The 22,250-nt window shown below is 52.0% G+C and carries 20 protein-coding genes and 1 pseudogene; 11 read left to right on the top strand and 10 right to left on the bottom strand.

Translation table 11 applies throughout. From position 1 onward, the window contains the following. The first annotated feature begins 21 nt into the window (after positions 1–21). Positions 22–645 carry a thiol:disulfide interchange protein DsbA gene (gene dsbA / locus HV107_RS09905; protein ID WP_182063047.1) on the top strand — a complete coding sequence of 208 codons (624 nt, stop codon included), beginning with the start codon at positions 22–24 and terminating at the stop codon, positions 643–645. 14 nt (positions 646–659) lie between these two features. Here the strand turns inward: dsbA and HV107_RS09900 are convergent, their stop codons facing one another. Continuing rightward, positions 660–1,568, bottom strand: a complete 909-nt coding sequence (locus tag HV107_RS09900) for an acyltransferase (protein ID WP_182063046.1) — start codon at positions 1,566–1,568, stop codon at positions 660–662. 438 nt (positions 1,569–2,006) lie between these two features. On the opposite strand from HV107_RS09900, the gene polA reads away from it, so the two are divergent. Further along, a complete protein-coding gene (polA, locus tag HV107_RS09895) occupies positions 2,007–4,796 on the top strand; it encodes a DNA polymerase I (protein ID WP_182063045.1) in 2,790 nt (929 codons plus the stop codon). 312 nt (positions 4,797–5,108) lie between these two features. Here the strand turns inward: polA and yihA are convergent, their stop codons facing one another. Further along, a complete protein-coding gene (yihA, locus tag HV107_RS09890) occupies positions 5,109–5,738 on the bottom strand; it encodes a ribosome biogenesis GTP-binding protein YihA/YsxC (RefSeq protein ID WP_182063044.1) in 630 nt (209 codons plus the stop codon). Between the two features lie 581 nt (positions 5,739–6,319). Between yihA and yihI the strand changes: the two genes are divergently transcribed. After that, the gene (gene yihI, locus HV107_RS09885) at positions 6,320–6,835 is read left to right on the top strand and encodes a Der GTPase-activating protein YihI (protein ID WP_182063043.1); all 516 of its coding nucleotides are present in this window, start codon (positions 6,320–6,322) and stop codon (positions 6,833–6,835) included. Between the two features lie 188 nt (positions 6,836–7,023). Beyond that, the gene (hemN, locus tag HV107_RS09880) at positions 7,024–8,397 is read left to right on the top strand and encodes an oxygen-independent coproporphyrinogen III oxidase (protein WP_182063042.1); all 1,374 of its coding nucleotides are present in this window, start codon (positions 7,024–7,026) and stop codon (positions 8,395–8,397) included. 78 nt (positions 8,398–8,475) lie between these two features. Here the strand turns inward: hemN and HV107_RS09875 are convergent, their stop codons facing one another. The 4 genes from HV107_RS09875 to glnA all read right to left on the bottom strand — a co-directional run bounded on the left by HV107_RS09875 (position 8,476) and on the right by glnA (position 12,764). After that, the gene (locus HV107_RS09875) at positions 8,476–8,586 is read right to left on the bottom strand and encodes a YshB family small membrane protein (RefSeq protein WP_125358805.1); all 111 of its coding nucleotides are present in this window, start codon (positions 8,584–8,586) and stop codon (positions 8,476–8,478) included. A gap of 109 nt (positions 8,587–8,695) precedes the next feature. After that, a complete protein-coding gene (gene glnG / locus HV107_RS09870) occupies positions 8,696–10,108 on the bottom strand; it encodes a nitrogen regulation protein NR(I) (protein ID WP_182063041.1) in 1,413 nt (470 codons plus the stop codon). Positions 10,109–10,119: 11 nt separating this feature from the next. After that, positions 10,120–11,169 carry a nitrogen regulation protein NR(II) gene (gene glnL / locus HV107_RS09865; RefSeq protein ID WP_182063040.1) on the bottom strand — a complete coding sequence of 350 codons (1,050 nt, stop codon included), beginning with the start codon at positions 11,167–11,169 and terminating at the stop codon, positions 10,120–10,122. A gap of 185 nt (positions 11,170–11,354) precedes the next feature. Beyond that, positions 11,355–12,764 carry a glutamate--ammonia ligase gene (glnA, locus tag HV107_RS09860; RefSeq protein ID WP_182063039.1) on the bottom strand — a complete coding sequence of 470 codons (1,410 nt, stop codon included), beginning with the start codon at positions 12,762–12,764 and terminating at the stop codon, positions 11,355–11,357. 378 nt (positions 12,765–13,142) lie between these two features. On the opposite strand from glnA, the gene typA reads away from it, so the two are divergent. The 5 genes from typA (at position 13,143) to fabY (ending at position 17,995) form a co-directional block, all read left to right on the top strand. Next, positions 13,143–14,966 carry a ribosome-dependent GTPase TypA gene (gene typA, locus HV107_RS09855; RefSeq protein WP_182063038.1) on the top strand — a complete coding sequence of 608 codons (1,824 nt, stop codon included), beginning with the start codon at positions 13,143–13,145 and terminating at the stop codon, positions 14,964–14,966. 134 nt (positions 14,967–15,100) lie between these two features. Further along, positions 15,101–15,700 (top strand): glucose-1-phosphatase, encoded by a 600-nt coding sequence (gene yihX / locus HV107_RS09850; protein WP_182063037.1) that lies wholly within the window; start codon positions 15,101–15,103, stop codon positions 15,698–15,700. Further along, complete coding sequence (locus HV107_RS09845; protein WP_182063036.1) at positions 15,694–16,575, top strand: virulence factor BrkB family protein; 882 nt, start codon at positions 15,694–15,696, stop codon at positions 16,573–16,575. The genes yihX and HV107_RS09845 overlap by 7 nt, the downstream gene beginning before the upstream one ends. Beyond that, positions 16,572–17,009 (top strand): D-aminoacyl-tRNA deacylase, encoded by a 438-nt coding sequence (gene dtd / locus HV107_RS09840; protein WP_014072393.1) that lies wholly within the window; start codon positions 16,572–16,574, stop codon positions 17,007–17,009. The genes HV107_RS09845 and dtd overlap by 4 nt, the downstream gene beginning before the upstream one ends. A gap of 44 nt (positions 17,010–17,053) precedes the next feature. Continuing rightward, positions 17,054–17,995, top strand: coding sequence for a fatty acid biosynthesis protein FabY (gene fabY / locus HV107_RS09835; RefSeq protein WP_041162159.1), 942 nt, complete (start codon positions 17,054–17,056; stop codon positions 17,993–17,995). Positions 17,996–18,011: 16 nt separating this feature from the next. Here the strand turns inward: fabY and HV107_RS09830 are convergent, their stop codons facing one another. After that, positions 18,012–18,929 carry an alpha/beta hydrolase gene (locus HV107_RS09830; protein ID WP_182063035.1) on the bottom strand — a complete coding sequence of 306 codons (918 nt, stop codon included), beginning with the start codon at positions 18,927–18,929 and terminating at the stop codon, positions 18,012–18,014. Positions 18,930–19,128: 199 nt separating this feature from the next. Between HV107_RS09830 and HV107_RS09825 the strand changes: the two genes are divergently transcribed. Further along, positions 19,129–19,371 (top strand): ribbon-helix-helix protein, CopG family, encoded by a 243-nt coding sequence (locus HV107_RS09825; RefSeq protein ID WP_014072390.1) that lies wholly within the window; start codon positions 19,129–19,131, stop codon positions 19,369–19,371. Next, positions 19,371–19,745, top strand: a pseudogene (locus HV107_RS09820) (PIN domain-containing protein). The gene HV107_RS09825 and the pseudogene HV107_RS09820 overlap by 1 nt, the downstream one beginning before the upstream one ends. A 39-nt stretch (positions 19,746–19,784) precedes the next feature. Here the strand turns inward: HV107_RS09820 and fdhE are convergent. Genes fdhE through fdxH form a run of 3 tightly spaced genes read right to left on the bottom strand, consistent with a single transcriptional unit; the run spans position 19,785 to position 22,245 of the window. Further along, positions 19,785–20,714, bottom strand: a complete 930-nt coding sequence (fdhE, locus tag HV107_RS09815; RefSeq protein ID WP_182063034.1) for a formate dehydrogenase accessory protein FdhE — start codon at positions 20,712–20,714, stop codon at positions 19,785–19,787. Continuing rightward, positions 20,711–21,346 (bottom strand): formate dehydrogenase cytochrome b556 subunit, encoded by a 636-nt coding sequence (gene fdoI / locus HV107_RS09810; RefSeq protein WP_182063033.1) that lies wholly within the window; start codon positions 21,344–21,346, stop codon positions 20,711–20,713. Before fdoI ends, fdhE begins: the two co-directional genes overlap by 4 nt. Next, complete coding sequence (fdxH, locus tag HV107_RS09805; protein ID WP_008501831.1) at positions 21,343–22,245, bottom strand: formate dehydrogenase subunit beta; 903 nt, start codon at positions 22,243–22,245, stop codon at positions 21,343–21,345. The genes fdoI and fdxH overlap by 4 nt, the downstream gene beginning before the upstream one ends. Between the last annotated feature and the right edge of the window lie 5 nt (positions 22,246–22,250).

Below are 22,250 nucleotides of genomic sequence, written 5' to 3'. Positions count from 1 at the left end.
ACACCCAGGAGAAAGTTGATCATGAAAAAAATTTGGCTGGCGCTGGCAGGTATGATTCTGGCATTTAGCGCTTCTGCTGCTCAGTTTACTGACGGCAAGCAGTTCATCACGCTCGAGAAGCCAGTAGCGGGTGAGCCACAGGTTCTGGAGTTCTTTTCGTTCTATTGCCCGCACTGCTATGAGTTTGAGCAGGTGCTGCATGTTTCTGACAACGTGAAGAAAAAGCTGCCGGAAGGCACCAAAATGACCAAGTACCACGTTGAGTTCCTGGGCCCATTGGGCAAAGACCTGACTCAGGCGTGGGCGGTTGCCATTGCCCTGGGTGTGGAAGACAAGATCACCTCCCCAATGTTTGAAGCTGTGCAGAAAACCCAGACTGTGCAAACGACAGCTGATATCCGTAAAGTATTCGTTGATGCGGGTGTGAAGGGCGAAGATTATGACGCGGCCTGGAACAGCTTCGTGGTGAAATCTCTGGTTGCTCAGCAAGAGAAAGCGGCAGCCGACCTGCAATTGCAGGGGGTTCCGGCGATGTATGTTAACGGCAAATACCAGCTGAACATGCAGGGCATGGATACCAGCAGCATGGATATCTTCGTACAACAGTATGCCGATACCGTGAAATATCTGGTTGAGAAGAAGTAAGAAAAAAACGCCGGTCAGTGACCGGCGTTTTTATATGAAGATTTTATGCTGTTTATCTGCTCGTCTTTATCTTTCCAGAGTGTATTGAGCCAAAGCTGGAAACGACGTTTGAAATTCTTATCGTTAACGTAATCACCGTGCAGCTCTGCATCCACAGGCACCAGATCGACCCGCACCACAATCCGCGTTAATTTGCCGCTGAGCATATCGTAGAATGGCGTCTTATCGTTTTCCGGATAGCATAAGGTGACGTTAAGCAGCTTATCGAACTGTTCCCCTAATACGTTAAGCGCCATCGCAATTCCTGCGGCCTTCGGTGGTAATAAGTTCTGATAAGGTGAGCGCGTTTGCTGGCGTTTTTCTTCAGTAAAACGCGAGCCTTCAACAAAGTTAACGATGGTCGTCGGATGCGCCCGAAACTTTTCGCATGAGCTGCGCGTGGTTTCTACATCTTTACCGCGGCGTTCTGGATGGCGGATCAGATAGCTGCGCGAATAGCGCTTCATAAACGGCATATCCAGCGCCCAACAGGCCAGACCAATAAAAGGAACCCAGGCTAGCTGCTGTTTCAGGAAGTATTTGTTCATTGGGATATGTTTGCGGAACAACACGCATAAAATCACGATATCTGCCCAGCTATGGTGATTGCAGATAAGCAAATACCAGTTCTTTTTGTTCAGTCTGTCCAGACCTTCAACATCCCACTTCAGGCGGGGATTCAGGTAAAGCAGTATGGCCAAACCTTCGCACCAGCAGTACATCATAAAATTACAAAATGTAGAAACCGCGCGCCAGACTGCGGGAACAGGCAACAGCAGTTTAATTATTCCGGTGACAATAATCGGCACCGAACAGGCGATGGTAACCAGAATAGTTAAAATGATGCTTAACAGTAATGTTATCGCAGCAAGTAATCTCAACATAATGAGCATTTTCAGATAGTTATCTATAAGGTGCGGCCGGTTTCCGGCGCTGGGCGCTGATTTTACCAGAAAACAGACACAATAATGGCGCTTTCATACCGCGAGCCTGAGGCTTTTACTCAGCAGCAGACGATTCCACTATGATGGTGGGAATGGCAAGTCTTATATCCACATGGAGTAAATTGTCATCAGTTGACGAAAGAGATCCCGGATCAATAATCAACTAACTGATATTAAATATAAAAATAGAATGTGGTATATAATTTTCATGGCTGTTATTCATATGAAGCAAAAATATGCACAAACTTATCCACAGATTGAAATTTGCGAGCGATCCTCACGATCGCAAAATCTTTTCCTGTTATCGGCGCTAAAAACTGATGTTTTCATCCTTCTGTGGCATCCTTTACCCATAAATTGATTAAAGGCACGGACATTATGGTTCAGATCCCAGAAAACCCTCTTATTCTCGTCGACGGCTCTTCTTACCTGTATCGGGCGTATCATGCGTTTCCTCCTCTGACCAATAGCGCAGGAGAGCCTACCGGCGCGATGTATGGCGTGTTAAACATGCTGCGCAGCCTGATCCTTCAGTATCAACCGACCCATGCGGCCGTTGTTTTTGATGCGAAGGGCAAAACCTTCCGTGATGAATTATTCGAAGACTACAAGTCTCATCGTCCGCCAATGCCTGACGATCTGCGCGCACAAATAGAACCGCTGCACACGATGGTGAAAGCGATGGGTCTGCCGCTGCTGGCGGTGTCCGGGGTAGAGGCTGATGACGTAATCGGCACGCTGGCCCGTGAAGCCGAAAAACTGGGCCGTCCCGTGCTTATCAGCACCGGCGATAAAGATATGGCGCAGCTGGTGACGCCAGGGATCACCCTGATTAACACCATGACGAACACCATTCTGGGGCCAGAAGAAGTTGTCACCAAATACGGTGTGCCGCCCGAACTGATCATCGATTTCCTTGCCTTAATGGGCGACTCCTCCGATAACATTCCGGGCGTACCGGGTGTGGGTGAAAAGACGGCTCAGGCGTTGTTGCAGGGGCTTGGCGGGCTGGATACGCTTTACGGCGAATCAGATAAAATCGCGAGCCTGACATTCCGCGGCGCGAAGACGATGGCGGCTAAGCTTGAGCAAAATAAAGATCTGGCTTACCTCTCTTATAAACTGGCAACCATCAAAACTGACGTTGAGCTGGAGCTGGGTTGCGAGCAACTTGAAGTGCAGCAACCGTCAGCGGACGATCTGCTGAGTCTGTTTAAAAAATACGAATTCAAACGCTGGACGACAGACGTCGAAGCAGGCAAATGGATGCAGGCGAAGGGTGCTAAACCTGCGGCAAAACCAAAAGAAACCCTCGAAGTTGAGGTTGAAGTAGAAGAAGAGCCGGTGAGCGCCCTGTCTTCTGAACACTATGAAACCCTGCTTGAAGAAGCGCAGTTAATTGCGTGGATTGAAAAGCTGAAGAAGGCACCGGTCTTCGCGTTCGATACTGAGACGGACAGCCTCGACAACATCTCCGCCAATATGGTTGGCCTCTCGTTTGCAACGGAGCCGGGCCTGGCTGCATATGTCCCTGTGGCGCATGACTACCTGGACGCACCGGATCAAATTCCTCGCGAGCGCGTGCTGGAATTGCTCAAACCTCTTCTTGAAGACGACAAAGTCCTTAAGGTGGGGCAAAACCTTAAATATGACCGTGGCATCCTGCAAAACTACGGTATTGAGCTGCGCGGTATTGCCTTCGACACCATGCTGGAATCCTACATTCTGGACAGCGTTGCAGGCCGTCACGATATGGACTCCTTGTCCGATCGCTGGCTGAAGCACAAAACCATTACCTTTGAAGAGATTGCCGGTAAGGGTAAAAACCAGCTGACCTTTAACCAGATTGCGCTGGAAGAAGCAGGCCGCTATGCGGCAGAAGATGCCGACGTAACGCTGCAACTGCATCTGAAGATGTGGCCAAAGCTTCAGAAGAACGAAGGCCCGCTGAGCGTATTCCAGCATATCGAAATGCCGCTGGTGCCGGTGCTGTCCCGTATTGAACGCAACGGCGTGAAAATCGACCCAACGGTGCTGCATAACCACTCGGGTGAGCTGGCGCAACGTCTTACCGAGCTTGAGCAAAAAGCGCATGAGCTTGCCGGCGAGGCGTTTAACCTGTCATCGCCGAAACAGCTGCAAACTATCCTGTTTGAAAAACAGGGCATCAAGCCATTGAAGAAAACCCCAGGTGGCGCACCATCGACCTCTGAAGAAGTGCTTGAGGAGTTGGCGCTGGATTATCCGCTGCCAAAAGTGATCCTCGAATATCGTGGGCTTGCGAAGCTTAAATCGACCTATACCGATAAGCTACCATTGATGATTAACCCGAAAACAGGGCGTGTGCATACCTCCTATCATCAGGCGGTTGCTGCGACCGGGCGACTTTCATCGACCGATCCAAACCTGCAAAACATCCCGGTTCGTAATGAAGAGGGGCGTCGTATTCGCCAGGCGTTTATTGCCCCGGATGATTACCTGATTGTCTCTGCGGACTACTCGCAAATTGAACTGCGTATTATGGCGCATCTGTCGCGTGATAAAGGTTTGCTGACTGCATTTGCCGAAGGGAAGGATATTCACCGCGCTACCGCAGCAGAGGTGTTTGGCCTGCCGCTAGAAAGCGTGACCAACGAGCAGCGCCGTAGTGCAAAAGCGATCAACTTCGGTCTGATTTATGGCATGAGCGCATTCGGGCTTTCGCGTCAGCTCAACATTCCGCGTAAAGAGTCGCAGAAGTATATGGATCTCTACTTCGAGCGTTACCCGGGTGTGCTGGACTATATGGAGCGTACTCGCGCCCAGGCAAAAGAGAAAGGCTACGTTGAAACTCTGGAGGGCCGTCGTCTTTATCTGCCGGACATTAAATCCAGCAATGCAGCTCGCCGTGCCGGCGCAGAGCGTGCAGCGATCAATGCCCCGATGCAAGGTACCGCAGCTGACATCATTAAACGTGCAATGATTGCCGTTGATGCCTGGCTGGAACACGAGAAACCGCGTGTGCGCATGATCATGCAGGTGCACGATGAACTGGTGTTCGAAGTGCATAAAGATGACCTGGCTGCTGTGTCGAAAAAGATCCACGAACTGATGGAAAGCAGCATGAAACTGGATGTGCCATTGCTGGTGGAAGTGGGCAGTGGGGAAAACTGGGATCAAGCTCACTAAGGGTCAGGCGAATAACGTGCTTTTTATGTAACTTAGCAACATAACCAGGTGCGTTTTGTGATGATCATTAGAATTCCCTATGTAAAGAATGAAAAAAAACTACGAAAAGTGCTTTTTCGATCGATAAAAAAAGAGTAGAGTTAACGACGTAGGGTACAGAGGTAAGATGTTCTATCTTTCAGACCTTTTACTTCACGTAATCGGATTTGGCTGAATATTTTAGCCGCCCCAGTCAGTAATGACTGGGGCGTTTTTTATTGTGCCAAAGAAAATTGCGGGCAAAAAAAAGCGCGGTCATTGCCGCGCGCGTTATTACTCTTCTTCCGCTTCTGTCGCGGGCTCCAGCTCGTTGAACCAGCTATCAAGCTTCTGACGCAGTTTGTCGACACCTTGCTTTTTCAGCGAGGAGAATGGCTCAACCTGCACATCGCCATTAAACGCCAGTACCGCTTCGCGAACCATATTCACTTGTGCTTTACGTGCGCCGCTCGCCAGTTTATCGGCTTTCGTCAGCAGCACGAGCACCGCAATATCACTCGCCACGGCCCAGTCGATCATTTGCTGATCGAGGTCTTTCAATGGATGGCGAATATCCATCAGAACCACAAGACCTTTAAGACACAGGCGTTTTTCCAGGTATTCACCCAGCGCACGTTGCCATTTGATCTTCATCTCTTCCGGTACTTGCGCGTAACCATAGCCTGGCAAGTCGACCAGACGTTTACCGTCAGCCACTTCAAACAGGTTGATCAACTGAGTACGGCCAGGCGTTTTTGACGTACGCGCCAGGCTTTTCTGATTGGTCAGCGCATTCAGGGCGCTGGATTTCCCCGCATTGGAGCGGCCAGCAAATGCAACTTCAATCCCTGTATCAGAAGGTAAGTGGCGAATATCAGGCGCACTGGTAACAAAATGCGTCTGTTGGTAGTTCCAGGTAGTCACGTGGTCGTCTCCAGAAATCGTAATCTGTGGGGGATTATACCTGAATGCGGGCAAAAGGCTTTTCTCATCGTAATAACCCTGTAGGCCATAACCGCAGACGGTGTAGGAGATCTGCCATAGATGCTATGGGAGATCTCAGAGAAATCGCAGGTGTTAAAAAACACAAACCATTTAAAATCATAAAGTTAATTATGGGTAATTTTCTTAAAATCCACTTTTGTACCTTTCTGTTGCTTGTTAGTTTAATGGAACAAGGTAAAGTGTGCGGCAAGGCGAGGATGCCAACAGGATAACGACTTAAGGATAAGGGTCAGGAGCGCCAGGAGGCGAAGACTCAGGATTGTCAGGATGACAAGCGCCTGGAGGCGTTTAAAACAGGAAAGGGAACCGTATCACGGACGGTATCTGCCAAAGGATAAAACAGGGTTCGTTGTAGGCAAACAAGGAATGTCTGACCCGTTAAGGGTTGTGAGTCAGGAAAAAAGGCGACAGATTGCTCTGTCGCCTTTTTTCTTTGCTTGCTTTCTGCTAGATTTCGCCGCAATTCTATACTGAAGAAAACGACTTAAAGATAAAACATCATGAAAAAACCGACCTCCGTAGCGGGCGCAAAACGCCCTGCAAAAGCACGCCGCAAAACGCGCGAAGAACTGAACCAGGAAGCGCGCGATCGTAAACGCGATAAAAAGCATCGTGGTCATGCTGCGGGCAGCCGTGCGAACGGTAGCGGTGAATCGTCCTCTTCTGCGAAAAACAAGCAGCAGAAAGATCCGCGTATCGGCAGTAAAACTCCCATTCAACTGGGCGTGACAGACACCCCGGTCACTAAGCAGCACAAACCAAAGAGCGAGAAACCTATGCTTTCACCGCAGGCTGAGCTGGATATGCTGGAGAATGATGAGCGCCTGGACGCGCTGCTGGAACGTCTTGAAGAGGGAGAGGCCCTGACCGCTGAAGAACAGTCGTGGGTTGATGCCAAACTGGATCGTATCGATGAGCTAATGCAGAAACTTGGTCTGTCTTACGACGATGAAGATGACGAAGAAGAAGAAGAGAAGCAGGAAGATATGATGCGTCTTCTGAAGGGTGGAAACTAACATTTGCACCCGGCAGGTACGACAGTCCTGCTTATAACCCTTCCGGTTATATGTTATCTGGTGTGGTTATTCGTTAAACTACGGCGGTTGTCGCGGCGACATAAGTGGCTGCGCACCCGAATGATGGCCCGCAATGGGGCCAGAACGGGCCGCCGTATACGAACGCGACACCAACGGAAGGAGTGAGTATGTCTGTACCATCTATCGACTGGGATTTGGCCCTAATCCAGAAATATAACTATTCCGGGCCACGCTATACGTCATACCCAACCGCGCTGGAGTTCACCGATACATTCGGTGAGCCTGAATTTCTTCAGGCTGTTGCCCGCTATCCTGAGCGCCCGCTTTCGCTCTACGTCCATATTCCGTTCTGCCATAAGCTCTGCTACTTCTGTGGCTGCAATAAAATTGTTACCCGCCAGCAGCACAAGGCCGATCAATATCTGGATGCACTTGAACAGGAAATCCTGCATCGTGCGCCGCTCTTTGCCGGACGCCACGTCAGCCAGTTGCACTGGGGTGGCGGTACGCCAACTTATCTGAACAAAGCACAAATCAGCCGACTGATGGCGTTGCTGCGCGGTAACTTCAATTTTAACGATGACGCTGAAATTTCGATCGAGGTCGATCCACGTGAAATTGAGCTGGATGTACTGGATCACTTACGCGCTGAAGGTTTTAACCGCCTGAGTATGGGCGTGCAGGATTTCAACAAAGAAGTGCAGCGTCTGGTGAACCGTGAGCAGGATGAAGACTTTATCTTTGCCTTGCTGAACCATGCGCGTGATATCGGCTTTACGTCGACCAACATTGACCTGATTTACGGTCTGCCAAAACAGACGCCAGAGAGCTTCGCCTTTACGCTGAAGCGTGTGGCTGAGCTCAATCCCGATCGCCTGAGTGTCTTTAACTATGCGCACCTGCCAACGTTGTTCGCCGCGCAGCGCAAAATCAAGGATGCGGATCTGCCTTCTGCCCAGCAGAAGCTGGATATTTTGCAGGAAACCATCACTTCGCTGACCGATACCGGTTATCAGTTTATTGGTATGGATCACTTTGCCCGCCCGGACGATGAGCTGGCGATTGCCCAGCGTGAAGGTGTGCTGCACCGCAACTTCCAGGGCTACACCACCCAGGGCGACACCGATTTACTGGGGATGGGCGTTTCGGCCATCAGCATGATTGGCGACTGCTACGCGCAGAACCAGAAAGAGTTAAAGCAGTACTACCAGCAGGTCGATGACACAGGTAATGCGCTGTGGCGCGGTATCGCGTTAACGCGGGATGACTGTATTCGCCGTGATGTGATTAAGGCGCTTATCTGTAATTTCCGCCTCGATTTCAGTGCGACAGAAGTGCAGTGGGATCTGGTATTTAACGAGTACTTTGCGGAAGACCTGAAGCTGCTTGCTCCGCTGGCGAAAGATGGGCTGGTGGATATTTCGGAGAGTGCGATTGAGGTTACGCCGAAAGGGCGTTTGTTGATTCGTAATATCTGCATGTGCTTCGACGCGTATTTGCGTCAGAAAGCGCGTCTGCAACAGTTCTCGCGGGTGATTTAATACGCGCAGAATTGCGTCAAAATGTAGGCCGGGTAAGGCGAAGCCGCCACCGCCACCCGGCATTTACATTCAAGCCCGCTAGCTAAACAGCCCAACCAGCGCCGCACACAATACAGCAGCAACGGCGGTTTGTGGCGTGTGGCTTTCGGCTGCTCCGCTCGAGAGCAAATTCACTAATGATTCCAGCATGATGGTCCCCCCAATTTCCGGGCACGATCATACAAAACTCATCGGAACAGTAAAGCGCAAAATAACGGCAATTTGCGCTCAATTAGTAATCTTTACACAGCGGTAAAAATCACTCCATTCCCAGCTCTTTCAGCTTACGTGTCAGGGTATTGCGTCCCCATCCCAGTAAACGAGCCGCTTCCTGTTTATGGCCCTGAGTATGACGAAGCGCAGTGGTTAACAACGTGCGTTCCATTTCTGGCTGAGCCTCTGAAAGCAGGTTTTGATGACCGGATCGTAGCGCGCGATCCGCCCATTGCGCCAGAAGTGTCGCCCAGCTGTCCGGCAGCGCATGTCCGGTGCTGCTTTCTGGAGCGGTGGCTTCGAACAGCTCTCCTGGTAAATCCTGAATTAGCACTTCCTGACCGGCGGCCATGACCGTCAACCAGCGACAGGTATTTTCAAGCTGACGCACGTTGCCAGGCCAGGCCAGGCGGGTGAGGGCGGCATCGGTTTCCGGGTGGAGCAATTTGGCCTCCACACCCAGCTCACGCGCGGCAACCTGGAGGAAGTGGCGCGCCAGACGAGGGATATCCTCGCGACGCTCGCGCAGCGGTGGCAGGTGAACGCGGATCACGTTAAGACGATGGAATAAGTCTTCACGGAATTTGCCCTCCTGAACGCGCTGCTCAAGGTTCTGGTGCGTTGCGGCAATAATACGCACGTCTACTTTTACGGGAGCATAACCCCCCACACGGTAGAACTGCCCATCAGCCAGCACGCGAAGCAGGCGGGTCTGAACATCCAGCGGCATATCGCCGATTTCATCCAGGAAAAGGGTCCCGCCGTCAGCCTGTTCAAAGCGACCCTGGCGAATAGTGTTTGCGCCGGTAAATGCCCCTTTTTCATGGCCGAACAGTTCTGACTCAATCAAATCCTTCGGGATCGCCGCCATGTTCAGAGCGATAAACGGTGCTTTCGCACGCGGGCTATGCCGGTGTAGCGCATGGGCAACCAGCTCTTTACCGGTTCCCGATTCGCCGTTAATCAATACGCTAATGGAAGAACGGGACAAACGACCGATAATGCGAAAAACGTCCTGCATGGCAGGCGCTTCGCCGATGATGTCCGTCGTCGGGCCAAAAACTGGCGCATTGCGGGGTTGTTGCTGCTCCTGGTAGTGGCTGATGGCGCGCTCAACCAGGGCTACCGCTTCGTCGATATCAAAGGGTTTTGGCAGATAATCGAATGCCCCTTGCTGGTACGCACTGACGGCGGCATCCAGATCGGAGTGGGCAGTCATTATGATGACCGGAAGCATTGGGTGGCGTTGTTTGATCTGCTTTAAGAGCGCCAGCCCGTCCATGCCAGGCATCCGAATATCTGACAGCAAAACATCCGGGGTTTTGGTGGTGAGTGCATCAAGCACGTCGCTGCCGCTCTCAAACGTCGTGCAGCTTAATCCCGCTCCCGTGAGTGCGCGTTCAAGCACCCAACGGATGGAGCTATCGTCATCGACTACCCAGACTATCCCTCGTTGCATACACGTCACCTTTATTTTTTAATTGGCAGGTAAACCGAAAACTCGGTATGACCCGGCCAACTGGTAAATTCAATTTTGCCAGAGTGTTGATCAATCAAATTACGGGCAATGGATAACCCCAGTCCTGTACCGCCTTCGCGGCCACTAACCATCGGGTAGAACAATGTGTCCTGAAGATGCGATGGGATGCCTGGCCCGTTATCCTCAACGTCTATTCTTGCCGCAAGTCGGTAACGCACACCGTGCAGCGTTAACTGGAAAGCGGTACGGGTGCGCAGAATAATTTCACCACCTTCAGGCCCAAGCGCCTGAAGAGCATTACGCACGATATTCAGAAGAACCTGTTCAATCTGGTCAGGATCGTGCGCCAGTTCTGGCAGGCTTGGATCGTAATCGCGCACCAGCGTGACGTTTTCCGGTAACTCCATCGACACGAGTTTCACCACCCGCTCAGCCACTTTATGAATGCTTTCTGATACGTGCATTCCCGGTTGCTGCGGCCCAAGCAGTCTGTCGACCAGATTACGCAGACGGTCTGCCTGCTCAATGATGACGTTGGTGTATTCGGCAAGCGCAGGGTCGGGGAGTGCTTTGGTCAGCAGCTGCGCCGCACCGCGCAAACCACCCAGTGGGTTTTTGATTTCATGGGCCAGGCCACGCACCAAATCCCGGGCAGCGATCTGCTGGGCATGCTGGAGCTGTTCCTGACTAAGGCGACGCTGATTATCCATCGGTGCCATCTCGAGCAGAATAAGCCCCTCAGGAAGGCGTTGCGCCGTCAGCGAAAGAATATGGGAACGTCCGTCTATCACCAGCGTCACTTCGTTATCGGTGAACCCCTGACCGGCCTGTAAACTTTCCTGCATCAGGCCAATATTCAGTGAAAAATAGCTCAGTAATTCCGGGAGCGGTGTACCAAACAGTTTGCGTGCGCTCTGGGCAAGCAGTTGCTGCGCCGCCGGGTTGGCGTAATGCACTGCCAGCTCGTCGTCGACCAACAAGATACTGTTAATTAAGGAATTGAGGATCTGCCCAGCATCGGGCAGCGTGCCAGTTGCCATTCAGCAGTCTCCTGGAGTTGTGTGCACTAATTTAGTGCAGTATAGCTTTTTCGGCGTAAAAGCGCGTGAGATCAGGTTGTTGGTGGAGAAAAAAGCCCATCCGAAGATGGGCTGAAAGTTTCCACGGCAACAAAAAAACAGCTTTCGGGGTCGCGCGTAAAAAGTCGCGCGAAACCCGTTAAAAATTAAACGCTGTAGTACAGTTCGAATTCAACTGGGTGCGGAGTCATACGCACACGGTCGTTCTCTTCGATACGCAGAGCGATGTATGCGTCGATAGCTTCGTCAGTGAACACACCACCTGCAGTCAGGAACTCGCGGTCAGCGTCCAGCGCCTGCAGCGCTTCTTCCAGAGAACCGGCAACCTGTGGGATCTCTTTCGCTTCTTCTGGCGGCAGGTCATACAGGTTTTTGTCCATTGCTTCACCTGGGTGGATCTTGTTCTTGATACCGTCAAGACCAGCCATCAGCAGAGCAGCGAAGCACAGGTATGGGTTAGCTGCTGGGTCCGGGAAGCGAACTTCGATACGACGCGCTTTCGGAGAAGCAACAACCGGGATACGGATAGAAGCAGAACGGTTACGGGCAGAGTAAGCCAGCATTACTGGTGCTTCATAGCCTGGGACCAGACGCTTGTAGGAGTTGGTGGTTGGGTTCGCCAGGGCGTTGATCGCTTTAGCGTGTTTGATAACACCACCGATGTAGAACAGCGCTTGCTCGGACAGACCCGCATATTTGTCGCCAGAGAACAGGTTGGTGCCGTTCTTGGACAGAGACATGTGGCAGTGCATACCGGAACCGTTGTCGCCAAACATTGGTTTTGGCATGAAGGTCGCGGTTTTACCGAAACGGTGCGCAACGTTGTGCACAACGTATTTGTAGATCTGAATCTCATCCGCTTTTTTGGTCATGGTGTTGAAGCGGGTTGCGATTTCGTTCTGGCCAGCAGTTGCCACTTCGTGGTGGTGAGCTTCAACAACCAGGCCCATCTCTTCCATGATCAGACACATGGTAGAACGGATGTCCTGTGAGGAATCGACCGGAGGAACCGGGAAGTAACCGCCTTTCACGCCTGGACGGTGACCTTTGTTACCACCTTCATATTTGGTGGAGGAGTTCCATGCGCCTTCGATGTCATCGATAGCAACGTGGGAACCAGAAATTGAAGCACCAAAACGGATGTCGTCAAACAGGAAGAATTCTGGCTCTGGCCCGAACAGAACGGTGTCTGCGATACCGGTAGAACGCAGGTACTCTTCTGCGCGCTTAGCGATGGAGCGTGGGTCACGGTCGTAACCTTGCAGTGTGCCTGGTTCGAGAATATCGCAACGGATGATCAGAGTAGGTTCTTCGAAGAACGGGTCAATGAGCGCAGTAGTTGCGTCCGGCATCAGAACCATGTCTGATTCGTTAATGCCTTTCCAGCCACCAATGGAGGAGCCGTCAAACATTTTGCCTTCTTCAAAGAATTCGGCGTTCACCTGATGTGCAGGGATTGTGACGTGCTGTTCTTTACCTTTGGTATCGGTGAAGCGCAGATCAACAAACTTCACTTCATGTTCGTTCAGCATCGTCAAAACGTGTTCAGCGGACATACTTAACTCTCCAGATTGGTCATTGTCGTCGTGGTAACGAGGTCTTCAATTTTTGTCTTGTACTGGCTGTGTTGCCATATTTTTTATAAAGCGAAATCTGTGCCAACTTTTAAAACACCCCAAAAAGGCGTTATCATGCGCACCATAGTGCAAAAGGGCTGCACCATGATGGTTATGTTGCACCAGTATAGTGCTCCATGGTGAACATTGAGCACCATATTGGTGCAATTTACGTTAAAGCGCCCTTTACCGCTCCGTGAAAGCGATCACAAAGCATCTCTGCAATACTTGTTTGCGGGGGATGTTTGTGATCCTGTTTTGTAGTGCGATTAATCCGTGTACAATAACGCGCTATTTCTAAATGCCTGAGGCAAAGTTGTGATCGAAAATTTGCGTAACATCGCCATCATCGCGCACGTTGACCATGGTAAAACTACCCTGGTTGATAAGCTGCTGCAGCAATCCGGTACGTTTGATGCTCGTGCCGAAACTCAAGAACGCGTGATGGACTCCAACGATTTGGAGAAAGAGCGTGGGATTACCATCCTCGCGAAAAACACCGCGATTAAATGGAATGACTACCGTATCAACATCGTTGATACCCCAGGGCACGCCGACTTCGGTGGTGAAGTTGAACGTGTAATGTCCATGGTAGACTCCGTGCTGCTGGTCGTTGACGCAATGGATGGCCCAATGCCGCAGACGCGCTTCGTGACCAAAAAGGCATTTGCCCATGGTCTGAAGCCAATCGTTGTTATCAACAAGGTTGACCGTCCTGGCGCGCGTCCTGACTGGGTTGTTGACCAGGTATTTGACCTGTTCGTTAACCTTGATGCGACCGACGAGCAGCTGGACTTCCCTATCGTTTACGCTTCTGCGCTGAACGGTATCGCAGGTCTGGACCACGAAGACATGGCTGAAGACATGACCCCGCTGTACCAGGCGATTGTTGACCGTGTTCCTGCACCAAGCGTTGATCTCGACGGCACCCTGCAGATGCAGATCTCTCAGCTCGACTACAACAACTATGTTGGCGTAATCGGCATTGGTCGTATCAAGCGCGGTAAAGTTAAGCCTAACCAGCAGGTTACTATCATCGATAGCGAAGGCAAAACCCGTAACGGTAAAGTCGGTAAAGTGCTGACTCACCTGGGTCTTGAGCGTATCGAGAGCGACGTTGCTGAAGCTGGCGACATCATCGCAATCACCGGTCTGGGTGAGCTGAACATCTCTGACACCATCTGCGATCCGCAGAGCGTCGAAGCGCTGCCAGCTCTGTCCGTTGATGAACCAACCGTGTCCATGTTCTTCAACGTCAACACCTCTCCGTTCTGTGGTAAAGAAGGTAAGTTCGTTACCTCTCGTCAGATCCTTGACCGCCTGAATAAAGAGCTGGTGCACAACGTTGCGCTGCGTGTTGAAGAAACTCCGGATGCAGACGCATTCCGTGTTTCTGGTCGTGGTGAGCTGCACCTGTCTGTTCTTATCGAAAACATGCGTCGTGAAGGTTTCGAAATGGCGGTTTCCCGTCCGAAAGTAATCTTCCGCGAAATCGACGGCCGTAAACAAGAGCCGTTCGAAAACGTAACGCTGGACGTTGAAGAGCAGCATCAGGGTTCTGTAATGCAGGCTCTGGGTGAGCGTAAAGGCGACCTGAAAAACATGAATCCAGATGGCAAAGGCCGCGTACGTCTCGACTACGTGATCCCAAGCCGTGGCCTGATCGGCTTCCGTTCTGAGTTCATGACCATGACTTCTGGTACTGGTCTGCTGTACTCCACCTTCAGCCACTACGACGACGTTCGTCCAGGCGAAGTTGGCCAGCGTAACAACGGCGTTCTGATCTCCAACGGTCAGGGTAAAGCGGTTGCGTTCGCACTGTTCAGCCTGCAGGACCGCGGTAAGCTGTTCCTGGGTCACGGTGCTGAAGTTTACGAAGGCCAGATCATCGGTATTCACAGTCGTTCTAACGACCTGACTGTAAACTGCCTGACCGGTAAGAAACTGACCAACATGCGTGCGTCAGGTACTGACGAAGCAACGGTCCTGGTTCCACCAGTCAAGATGACCCTGGAGCAAGCTCTGGAATTCATCGATGATGACGAACTGGTAGAAGTGACTCCACAGTCAATTCGTATCCGTAAACGTCACCTGACCGAGAACGATCGTAAACGTGCGATGCGCGGTCCGAAAGAAGACTAATTCACGCTTCTTTTAGTCTGCAAAACCCCGTCCTTTGTGGCGGGGTTTTTCTTTTTATGCGTTATGTCGCAGCGCATAGCCAAAGCTTATCTTTCCCGCTACAGTTACTTTTCCACGGCGAAAAGGAGATAAACATGCTTTATATCTTTGACTTAGGAAATGTAATCGTCGATATCGATTTTAATCGGGTGCTGGGCGCATGGAGCGACTTTAGCCGCGTTCCGCTGGCGACATTAAAACAGAGCTTCGCGATGAGTGAGACCTTCCATCAGCATGAGCGTGGTGAAATCAGTGATGAAGAGTTTGCCGAGCGCTTTTGTCACGAAATGGACCTGTCATTAAGCTACGAGCAATTTGCTCACGGCTGGCAGGCTGTATTTGTGGCGATCCGCCCGGAAGTCACCGACATCATGAAAAAACTTCGCAAACAAGGGCACCGGGTGGTGGTCCTGTCAAATACCAACCGTCTGCACACGACATTCTGGCCAGATGAATATCCTGAGGTAAATGCCGCAGCGGATCACGTCTATCTCTCCCAGGAGATGGGAATGCGCAAACCTGAGGCGCGAATTTATCAGGCCGTATTGCAGAAAGAAGGATACTCCGCAGCGGATGCGGTCTTTTTCGACGACAACGCCGATAATATAGAGGGAGCTAACCAGCTAGGTATCACGTCAATTCTGGTGACCGGAAAAGAGACGATACCCCACTATTTCGCGAAGCAGTTATGCTAAAAAACGTTCATCAAAAAGCCGCTCACCATACCCGCCCGCTCAGGGCGTGGCTGAAACTTCTCTGGCATCGCATTGATGAGGACAACATGACGACACTGGCAGGCAATCTTGCTTATGTGTCGTTGCTCTCGTTAGTGCCGCTGGTGGCGGTTGTTTTTGCCCTTTTTTCTGCATTCCCGATGTTTGCGGATGTAAGCCTACAGCTGCGTCATTTCATCTTTGCTAACTTTATTCCGGCCACCGGCGATGTGATTCAGAATTACATCGAACAGTTTGTTGCCAATTCAAACAAGATGACCGCCGTTGGGGCATGTGGGTTGATAGTAACGGCATTGCTGTTGATGTATGCCATTGATAGTGCGCTGAACACTATCTGGCGCAGTAAGCGGATTCGACCCAGAGTGTACTCTTTTGCCGTTTACTGGATGATTTTGACGCTTGGGCCGCTGCTCGCGGGGGCGAGCCTGGCGATAAGCTCTTATCTGCTCTCGTTGCGTTGGGCCAGTGAGCTAAATGGCGTTATCGACAATGTGCTGCGCCTTTTCCCGCTGGTGTTGTCCTGGCTCTCGTTCTGGCTGTTGTACAGCGTAGTCCCGACCACTCGCGTACCCAATCGCGATGCCGTGTTAGGCGCGCTGGTGGCGGCAGTGCTTTTTGAGCTGGGGAAAAAAGGATTTGCCCTCTATATCACCATGTTCCCGTCTTATCAGCTGATCTACGGTGTGCTGGCGGTGATCCCCATTTTGTTTGTCTGGGTGTACTGGACCTGGTGTATCGTCTTGCTTGGTGCCGAAATAACTGTCACTCTCGGAATATATCGCGAACTCAGAAAAGCAGCAGAAGCTGAAAAACAACAAGAAGCAGACCAACCATGATTGCATTGATACAGCGCGTAACCCGTGCCAGCGTCACCGTGGAGGGAGAGGTGACGGGTGAAATTGGCCCAGGACTTTTAGTGTTGTTAGGTGTCGAAAAGGAAGATGACGAACAAAAAGCCAACCGCTTATGTGAGCGCGTGTTGGGCTACCGCATCTTTAGCGATGCAGAAGGAAAGATGAATCTCAATGTCCAGCAGGCGGGTGGCAGCGTGCTGGTGGTGTCTCAATTTACGCTTGCTGCGGACACTGAGCGCGGAATGCGACCGGGCTTCTCCAGAGGGGCAGCGCCAGATCGTGCAGAAGCGCTTTATGAGTACTTTGTTGAGCGTTGTCGCCAACAGGAAATGAATACGCAAACCGGACGATTCGCTGCGGATATGCAGGTTTCGCTGGTGAACGATGGCCCCGTCACTTTCTGGCTCCAGGTATGAGCCAGCTGGCGGCGTGGCCGCGGGTAACAAGAGAGAGTACAGCTATGTATCACCTTCGAGTACCGCAAACAGAAGAAGAGTTAGACGTTTACTACCATTTCCGCTGGGAAATGCTGCGCAAGCCATTACATCAGCCTCAGGGTTCAGAACGTGACGCCTGGGATGCAATGGCACATCACCAGATGGTGGTGGATGAAGAGGGTAACCTCGTCGCCGTTGGGCGGTTGTATATTAATGCCGATAACGAAGCCTCCATTCGTTTTATGGCAGTCCATCCTTCGGTTCAGGACAAAGGCCTGGGCACACTGATGGCGATGACCCTGGAGTCTGTCGCGCGTCAGGAGGGCGTAAAGCGCGTGACCTGTAGCGCCCGTGAGGATGCCGTGGAGTTTTTTGCCAAGCTGGGTTTTGTTAACCAGGGTGAAATCACGACACCGCAAACCACCCCGGTTCGCCATTTCCTGATGATTAAACCCGTTGCCACGCTGGATGATATTTTGCATCGCGCAGACTGGTGCGGGCAGCTACAACAGGCCTGGTATCAGCACATCCCGCTGAGTGAAAAAATGGGTGTCCGTATCCAGCAGTATACGGGGCAAAAATTCATCACCACGATGCCGGAAATCGGCAATCAAAACCCGCACCACACGCTGTTTGCAGGCAGCCTTTTCTCGCTGGCCACGCTCACTGGCTGGGGGCTTATCTGGCTGATGCTGCGCGAGCGCCATCTTGGTGGCACCATCATTCTTGCAGATGCCCACATTCGCTACAGCGCACCGATAAGCGGCAAGCCAAGTGCCGTTGCCGATCTGGGGTCGCTCGGTGGCGACCTTGACCGCCTGGCTCGTGGACGCAAAGCCCGCGTGCAGATGCAGGTTGAGCTTTTTGGTGACGAAACATCGGGCGCGGTATTTGAAGGTACCTACATCGTTCTCCCTGCGAAGCCGTTTGGCGCGTACGAAGAGGGTGGGAACGAGGAAGAGTAATCTTGTCCAGCCCGGTTTATTGCTGGGCTGGATTAATTCGCCGTGCGATATCTCGTATGACATCCCGTGCTGACTGGCTGATACCGCCAAGCTGAAAGAAGCCGTGGATCACGCCCAACCAGCGCTGAGCCGTACACACCACGCCTTGTTCTGTCAGATATTGATAGAGTGTCTCTCCCTCATCGCATAGCGGATCAAATTCAGCAGTAATAATGTGTACAGGCGGCAGACCGCTCAAATCATCTCGCCATAGCGGGCTGGCTTCAGGATGAAGCTTTTCGGTATCAACCAGATACGTTTCAAAGCCGCTCAACAGCGTATCGCGGGTGATGACATAATCCAGGCCATTGCGGGTGTAGCTCCCGGACCTGGCGGTAGCATCAAGCATGGGATAGATAAAAATCAGCTGTGCGGGTAACCAGACTCCTGCCTTCTTGAGCCGCAGTGATGTCACCAGAGCCAGATGGCCTCCTGCACTGTCTCCGCAGAGGGTGATCCGGTTTGTATCCACCCCAAACGTATCCGCATACTTCCGTACCAGGTTTGCACCTTTTTCTGCATCATCATGTGCTGCCGGAAAGGTATGTTCTGGCGCCAGTCGGTATCTTATGGCAATCACGCGACAGTTGCCGTAATACGCCAGTTGGCGGAGCTGATTGTCATGCGTCTCAAACCCACCGCTGATAAAACAGCCACCGTGATAATAAATAACGGTGGGCAGTAATTTGGCCGCGTTACCTGGTGAGTAGACCTGGAAAGTCATACCTTCACGTTCAAGTTTTTCAACCGTTATGCGCGTTTCTGTCTCCCCTGCGAGCACTGTGCTGGCGAGATATCCCGCTCTCCGGTCATCAATACTCTGGCTACTCGAAGAGGGCCTTCCTGCTGCAATAAAATCCTGAACCAGTTTATCTATACCCTTTTCCAGCGCCATGTGAATGCCTTTTTTCTGTATGGATATACAGTGTTATAACCTGGATTATCGCGGAAGAAAATAGAGGATTTGCATGGGAACTCGGTTCTGGAAAGCGGCTCGCAAAAGTGGTCGCGAATTTTAAAATGAACTTTGACCTTAAAATGACAAGGAGTATTTTGCCTGAAAATTAACCATTTGTGATATACTAGGATGATATATGAGTCTTTTGGTGAACCTTGATATGGGCAGAATACTGATCGATTTGTCGGATGACGTCATTCAACGGCTGGATAACCTCAAACAGTTGCGGAATCAACCTCGTGCCGAATTGCTGCGAGAAGCGATAGAGCAGTATCTCGACCAGCAAAGCACTTCGGTTATTCGTGATGCGCTGGGTCTGTGGGGCAACCAGCAAGAAGATGGGCTGGAGTACGAACGCAAGCTGCGTGAGGAGTGGTAATTGTGGAACACATGGCAGTGTTTGATACCAACATTCTTATCGATCTCTTTAATAATCGCACTGAGGCAGCGAATGCGATTGAAAACACAGCATCGCACCGGGCGATCAGCCTGATTACATAGATGGAAGTGATGGTCGGCGCGCGCAGGCACGGTCATGAAGCAAAAACGGCGGCTGTATTGGGTGCCTTTGAGATTATCGATGTGTCGCGTGAAATCGCTGAAAGAAGCGTTTTACTCCGTGAGGAGCACGGGATGAAACTGCCTGATGCCATCATTCTGGCCACAGCCCAGAGTAGAAATTGCCCGTTGATTTCACGTAATACGAAAGATTTTGCGGGAATTGTTGGGGTTGTCTCACCCTATCATCTGTAGGCCGGGCAAGCTTGCGCCGCCCGGCACTGTCAAAGGAGACTACTCCCCTTCACCCGGGAACAGGAACGGGTTAATCGAGCTGCGGGCAAAGCCCTCCTGCTCCATCTTCGCGTCCAGAATCAGCGAGGCGAGATCGTCGGCCACCGCTTCGACTTTCGGGTCTTTTTCCTGATAAAGAATCTTCAGGTAGGTCCCGCAGTCGCCGCAGCTTTCCGCTTTCACCGCCGCTTCTTCATTTTCCAGCGACCAGTAGTTCAGATCGCGGGTCTGTTCGCAGTTGCTGCACTTCACGCGCACCACGTGCCATTCGGTTTCACACAGGTTGCAGTGCAGGTAGCGCAGCCCCTGGGACGTACCGATCTGCACCATGCTGGACACCGGCATTGAACCGCACACCGGGCAGAACTGACGTGCTTCGCCATATTCTGCGCGGGCTTTACCTGGGATCAGGCTGGCCATTTGCGCCCAGTAGAGCGACAGCGCAGCCCAGATAAACGGGGCTTTATCGCTGCTGACAAGCGTAAAGTCAGAAGCAAACAGCGCGCTCGCCATCTCTTCCAGCTCCATATCAGAGGCTTTTTCCAGGTTCTCGATCACCGCCAGCGCAGTGCCGCTCATCTCCGGCTTAAGCTCGGCAATCAGCGAATGCAGCAGCTTGCGCCAGTGCTTGTCGCGCGGCAACACGTGAATATCCAGCGGCGGTTTACCCTGCTCGTTGGCTTCTTTGATGCGCGCGGTGAGATCCATTTGCAGAGGATGGTCGTAAAGCACCACTTCCTGTGCGTGGGCAATCAGCGCGGCAAAGCGCAAAAAGTCGCCCAGAGGATTGTTCTCTGCCAGCTCGCGCAGACGCTCTGCGCGGCGGTTATAGAGGTTCTTGAGTCTGGGGAATAACAACGGCGGAATATATTCCGCCGTGCGTTTCTCGCTCGAACCCAGCTCATCTTGCGGGATTATGCGAATACTCATTCAGTTTTCTTTTCCGTTGTCTTTCGGACCTCACGGTACCAGCGCGGGTGATGTTTCTTCGCCCACGTATTGGTTACCCATCCTTCCACCATCGCGGTAATGGTGCCTTTCACCCAAAGGGCGGCGTAAATATGCACCATGATAACCACAATTAACGCCACTGCGGCAAATGAATGCAGCATCAGCGCAAATCGGATCACCGGGATTGAGAAAGCAGGCGCAAAATACGGACGCCAGATGATCACACCACTCACCAGCAACAGTACCAGGAAGATAATCGCCGCCCAGAAAACGCATTTCTGGCCGAAGTTATAACGCCCGGTATCACCCACTTCCTCGTTGACGACGATCTTACGAATATTCTTCGCCCAAAAGATATCATCCCGATTGATTAGGTTATGGTGCCAGTATCGGAAAAACATGATGATGAACGACGCGAACATGATGACGCCAACAAACGGGTGCAATATACGCGCCAGCTGTGGTGTCCCCATGATCTGCATCAGCCAGTTGAAGGACGGGAAGAAGAACCCCAGTCCGCTTATCGCCGCCAGCATGAAGCAGAAGGCGGTGACCCAGTGGTTGATTCGCTCCGGCGCGGTATAGCGCACGATGGTGTCACGTTTTCTCATTTGCGCACCTCGTCTTTCTCTTCATGCAGGTTATCGTCTTCTTCTTCCGCGCGGTTCGGGCCGACACCGACGTAGTGGAAGATGCTTGCTGCGAAGGTGGCAGCAAACCCGACCGCTGCCAGCGGTTTCCAGATGCCTTTCCAGAACTTAACAGTAGCGCTGATTTCCGGGTTCTCCGGCAGGCCGTGGTACAGATTCGGCTTGTCGGCGTGGTGCAGCACGTACATCACGTGCGTACCGCCAACACCGGCCGGATCGTACAGGCCTGCGTTGTCGTAACCACGGGTTTTCAGTTCGCCCACGCGTTCTGCCGCCAGCGTTTTCATATCCTCTTTAGAGCCAAAGTGGATAGCACCGGTTGGGCAGGTCTTCACGCAGGCTGGCTCCTGGCCGACGGTTACGCGGTCAACGCACAGCGTACATTTGTAGACGCGGTTGTCTTCCGGGTTCAGTCGCGGTACGTCGAACGGGCAGCCGGCGATGCAGTAGCCGCAGCCAATGCACTGTTCGGACTGGAAGTCGACGATGCCGTTGGCATACTGAATGATAGCCCCTTCTGACGGGCACGCCTTCAGGCAGCCCGGATCCGCACAGTGCATACAGCCGTCTTTGCGGATAAGCCATTCCAGTTTGTCGTTCTGCTCCACTTCCGAGAAACGCATTACCGTCCAGGATTTTGCGGTCAGGTCCGCCGGGTTGTCGTACACCCCGACGTTGTGACCGACTTCATCACGGAGGTCGTTCCACTCCGAACACGCCACCTGACAGGCTTTACAGCCGATACAGGTAGTCACGTCGATAAGCTTCGCCACTTCCTGCTGGTGGTCCCGCGCCTGAGGCGCGGGAGTGAAACCGTTAGTCGCGGAACGACGAATAATGTCTTGCGATTGATAAGCCATAAGTC

It is taken from the genome of Enterobacter sp. RHBSTW-00175 (assembly GCF_013927005.1).
Classification (GTDB): domain Bacteria; phylum Pseudomonadota; class Gammaproteobacteria; order Enterobacterales; family Enterobacteriaceae; genus Enterobacter.
The sequence above is the reverse complement of the archived record's forward strand: the minus strand, read 5'-3'. Positions and strand labels throughout refer to the sequence as shown.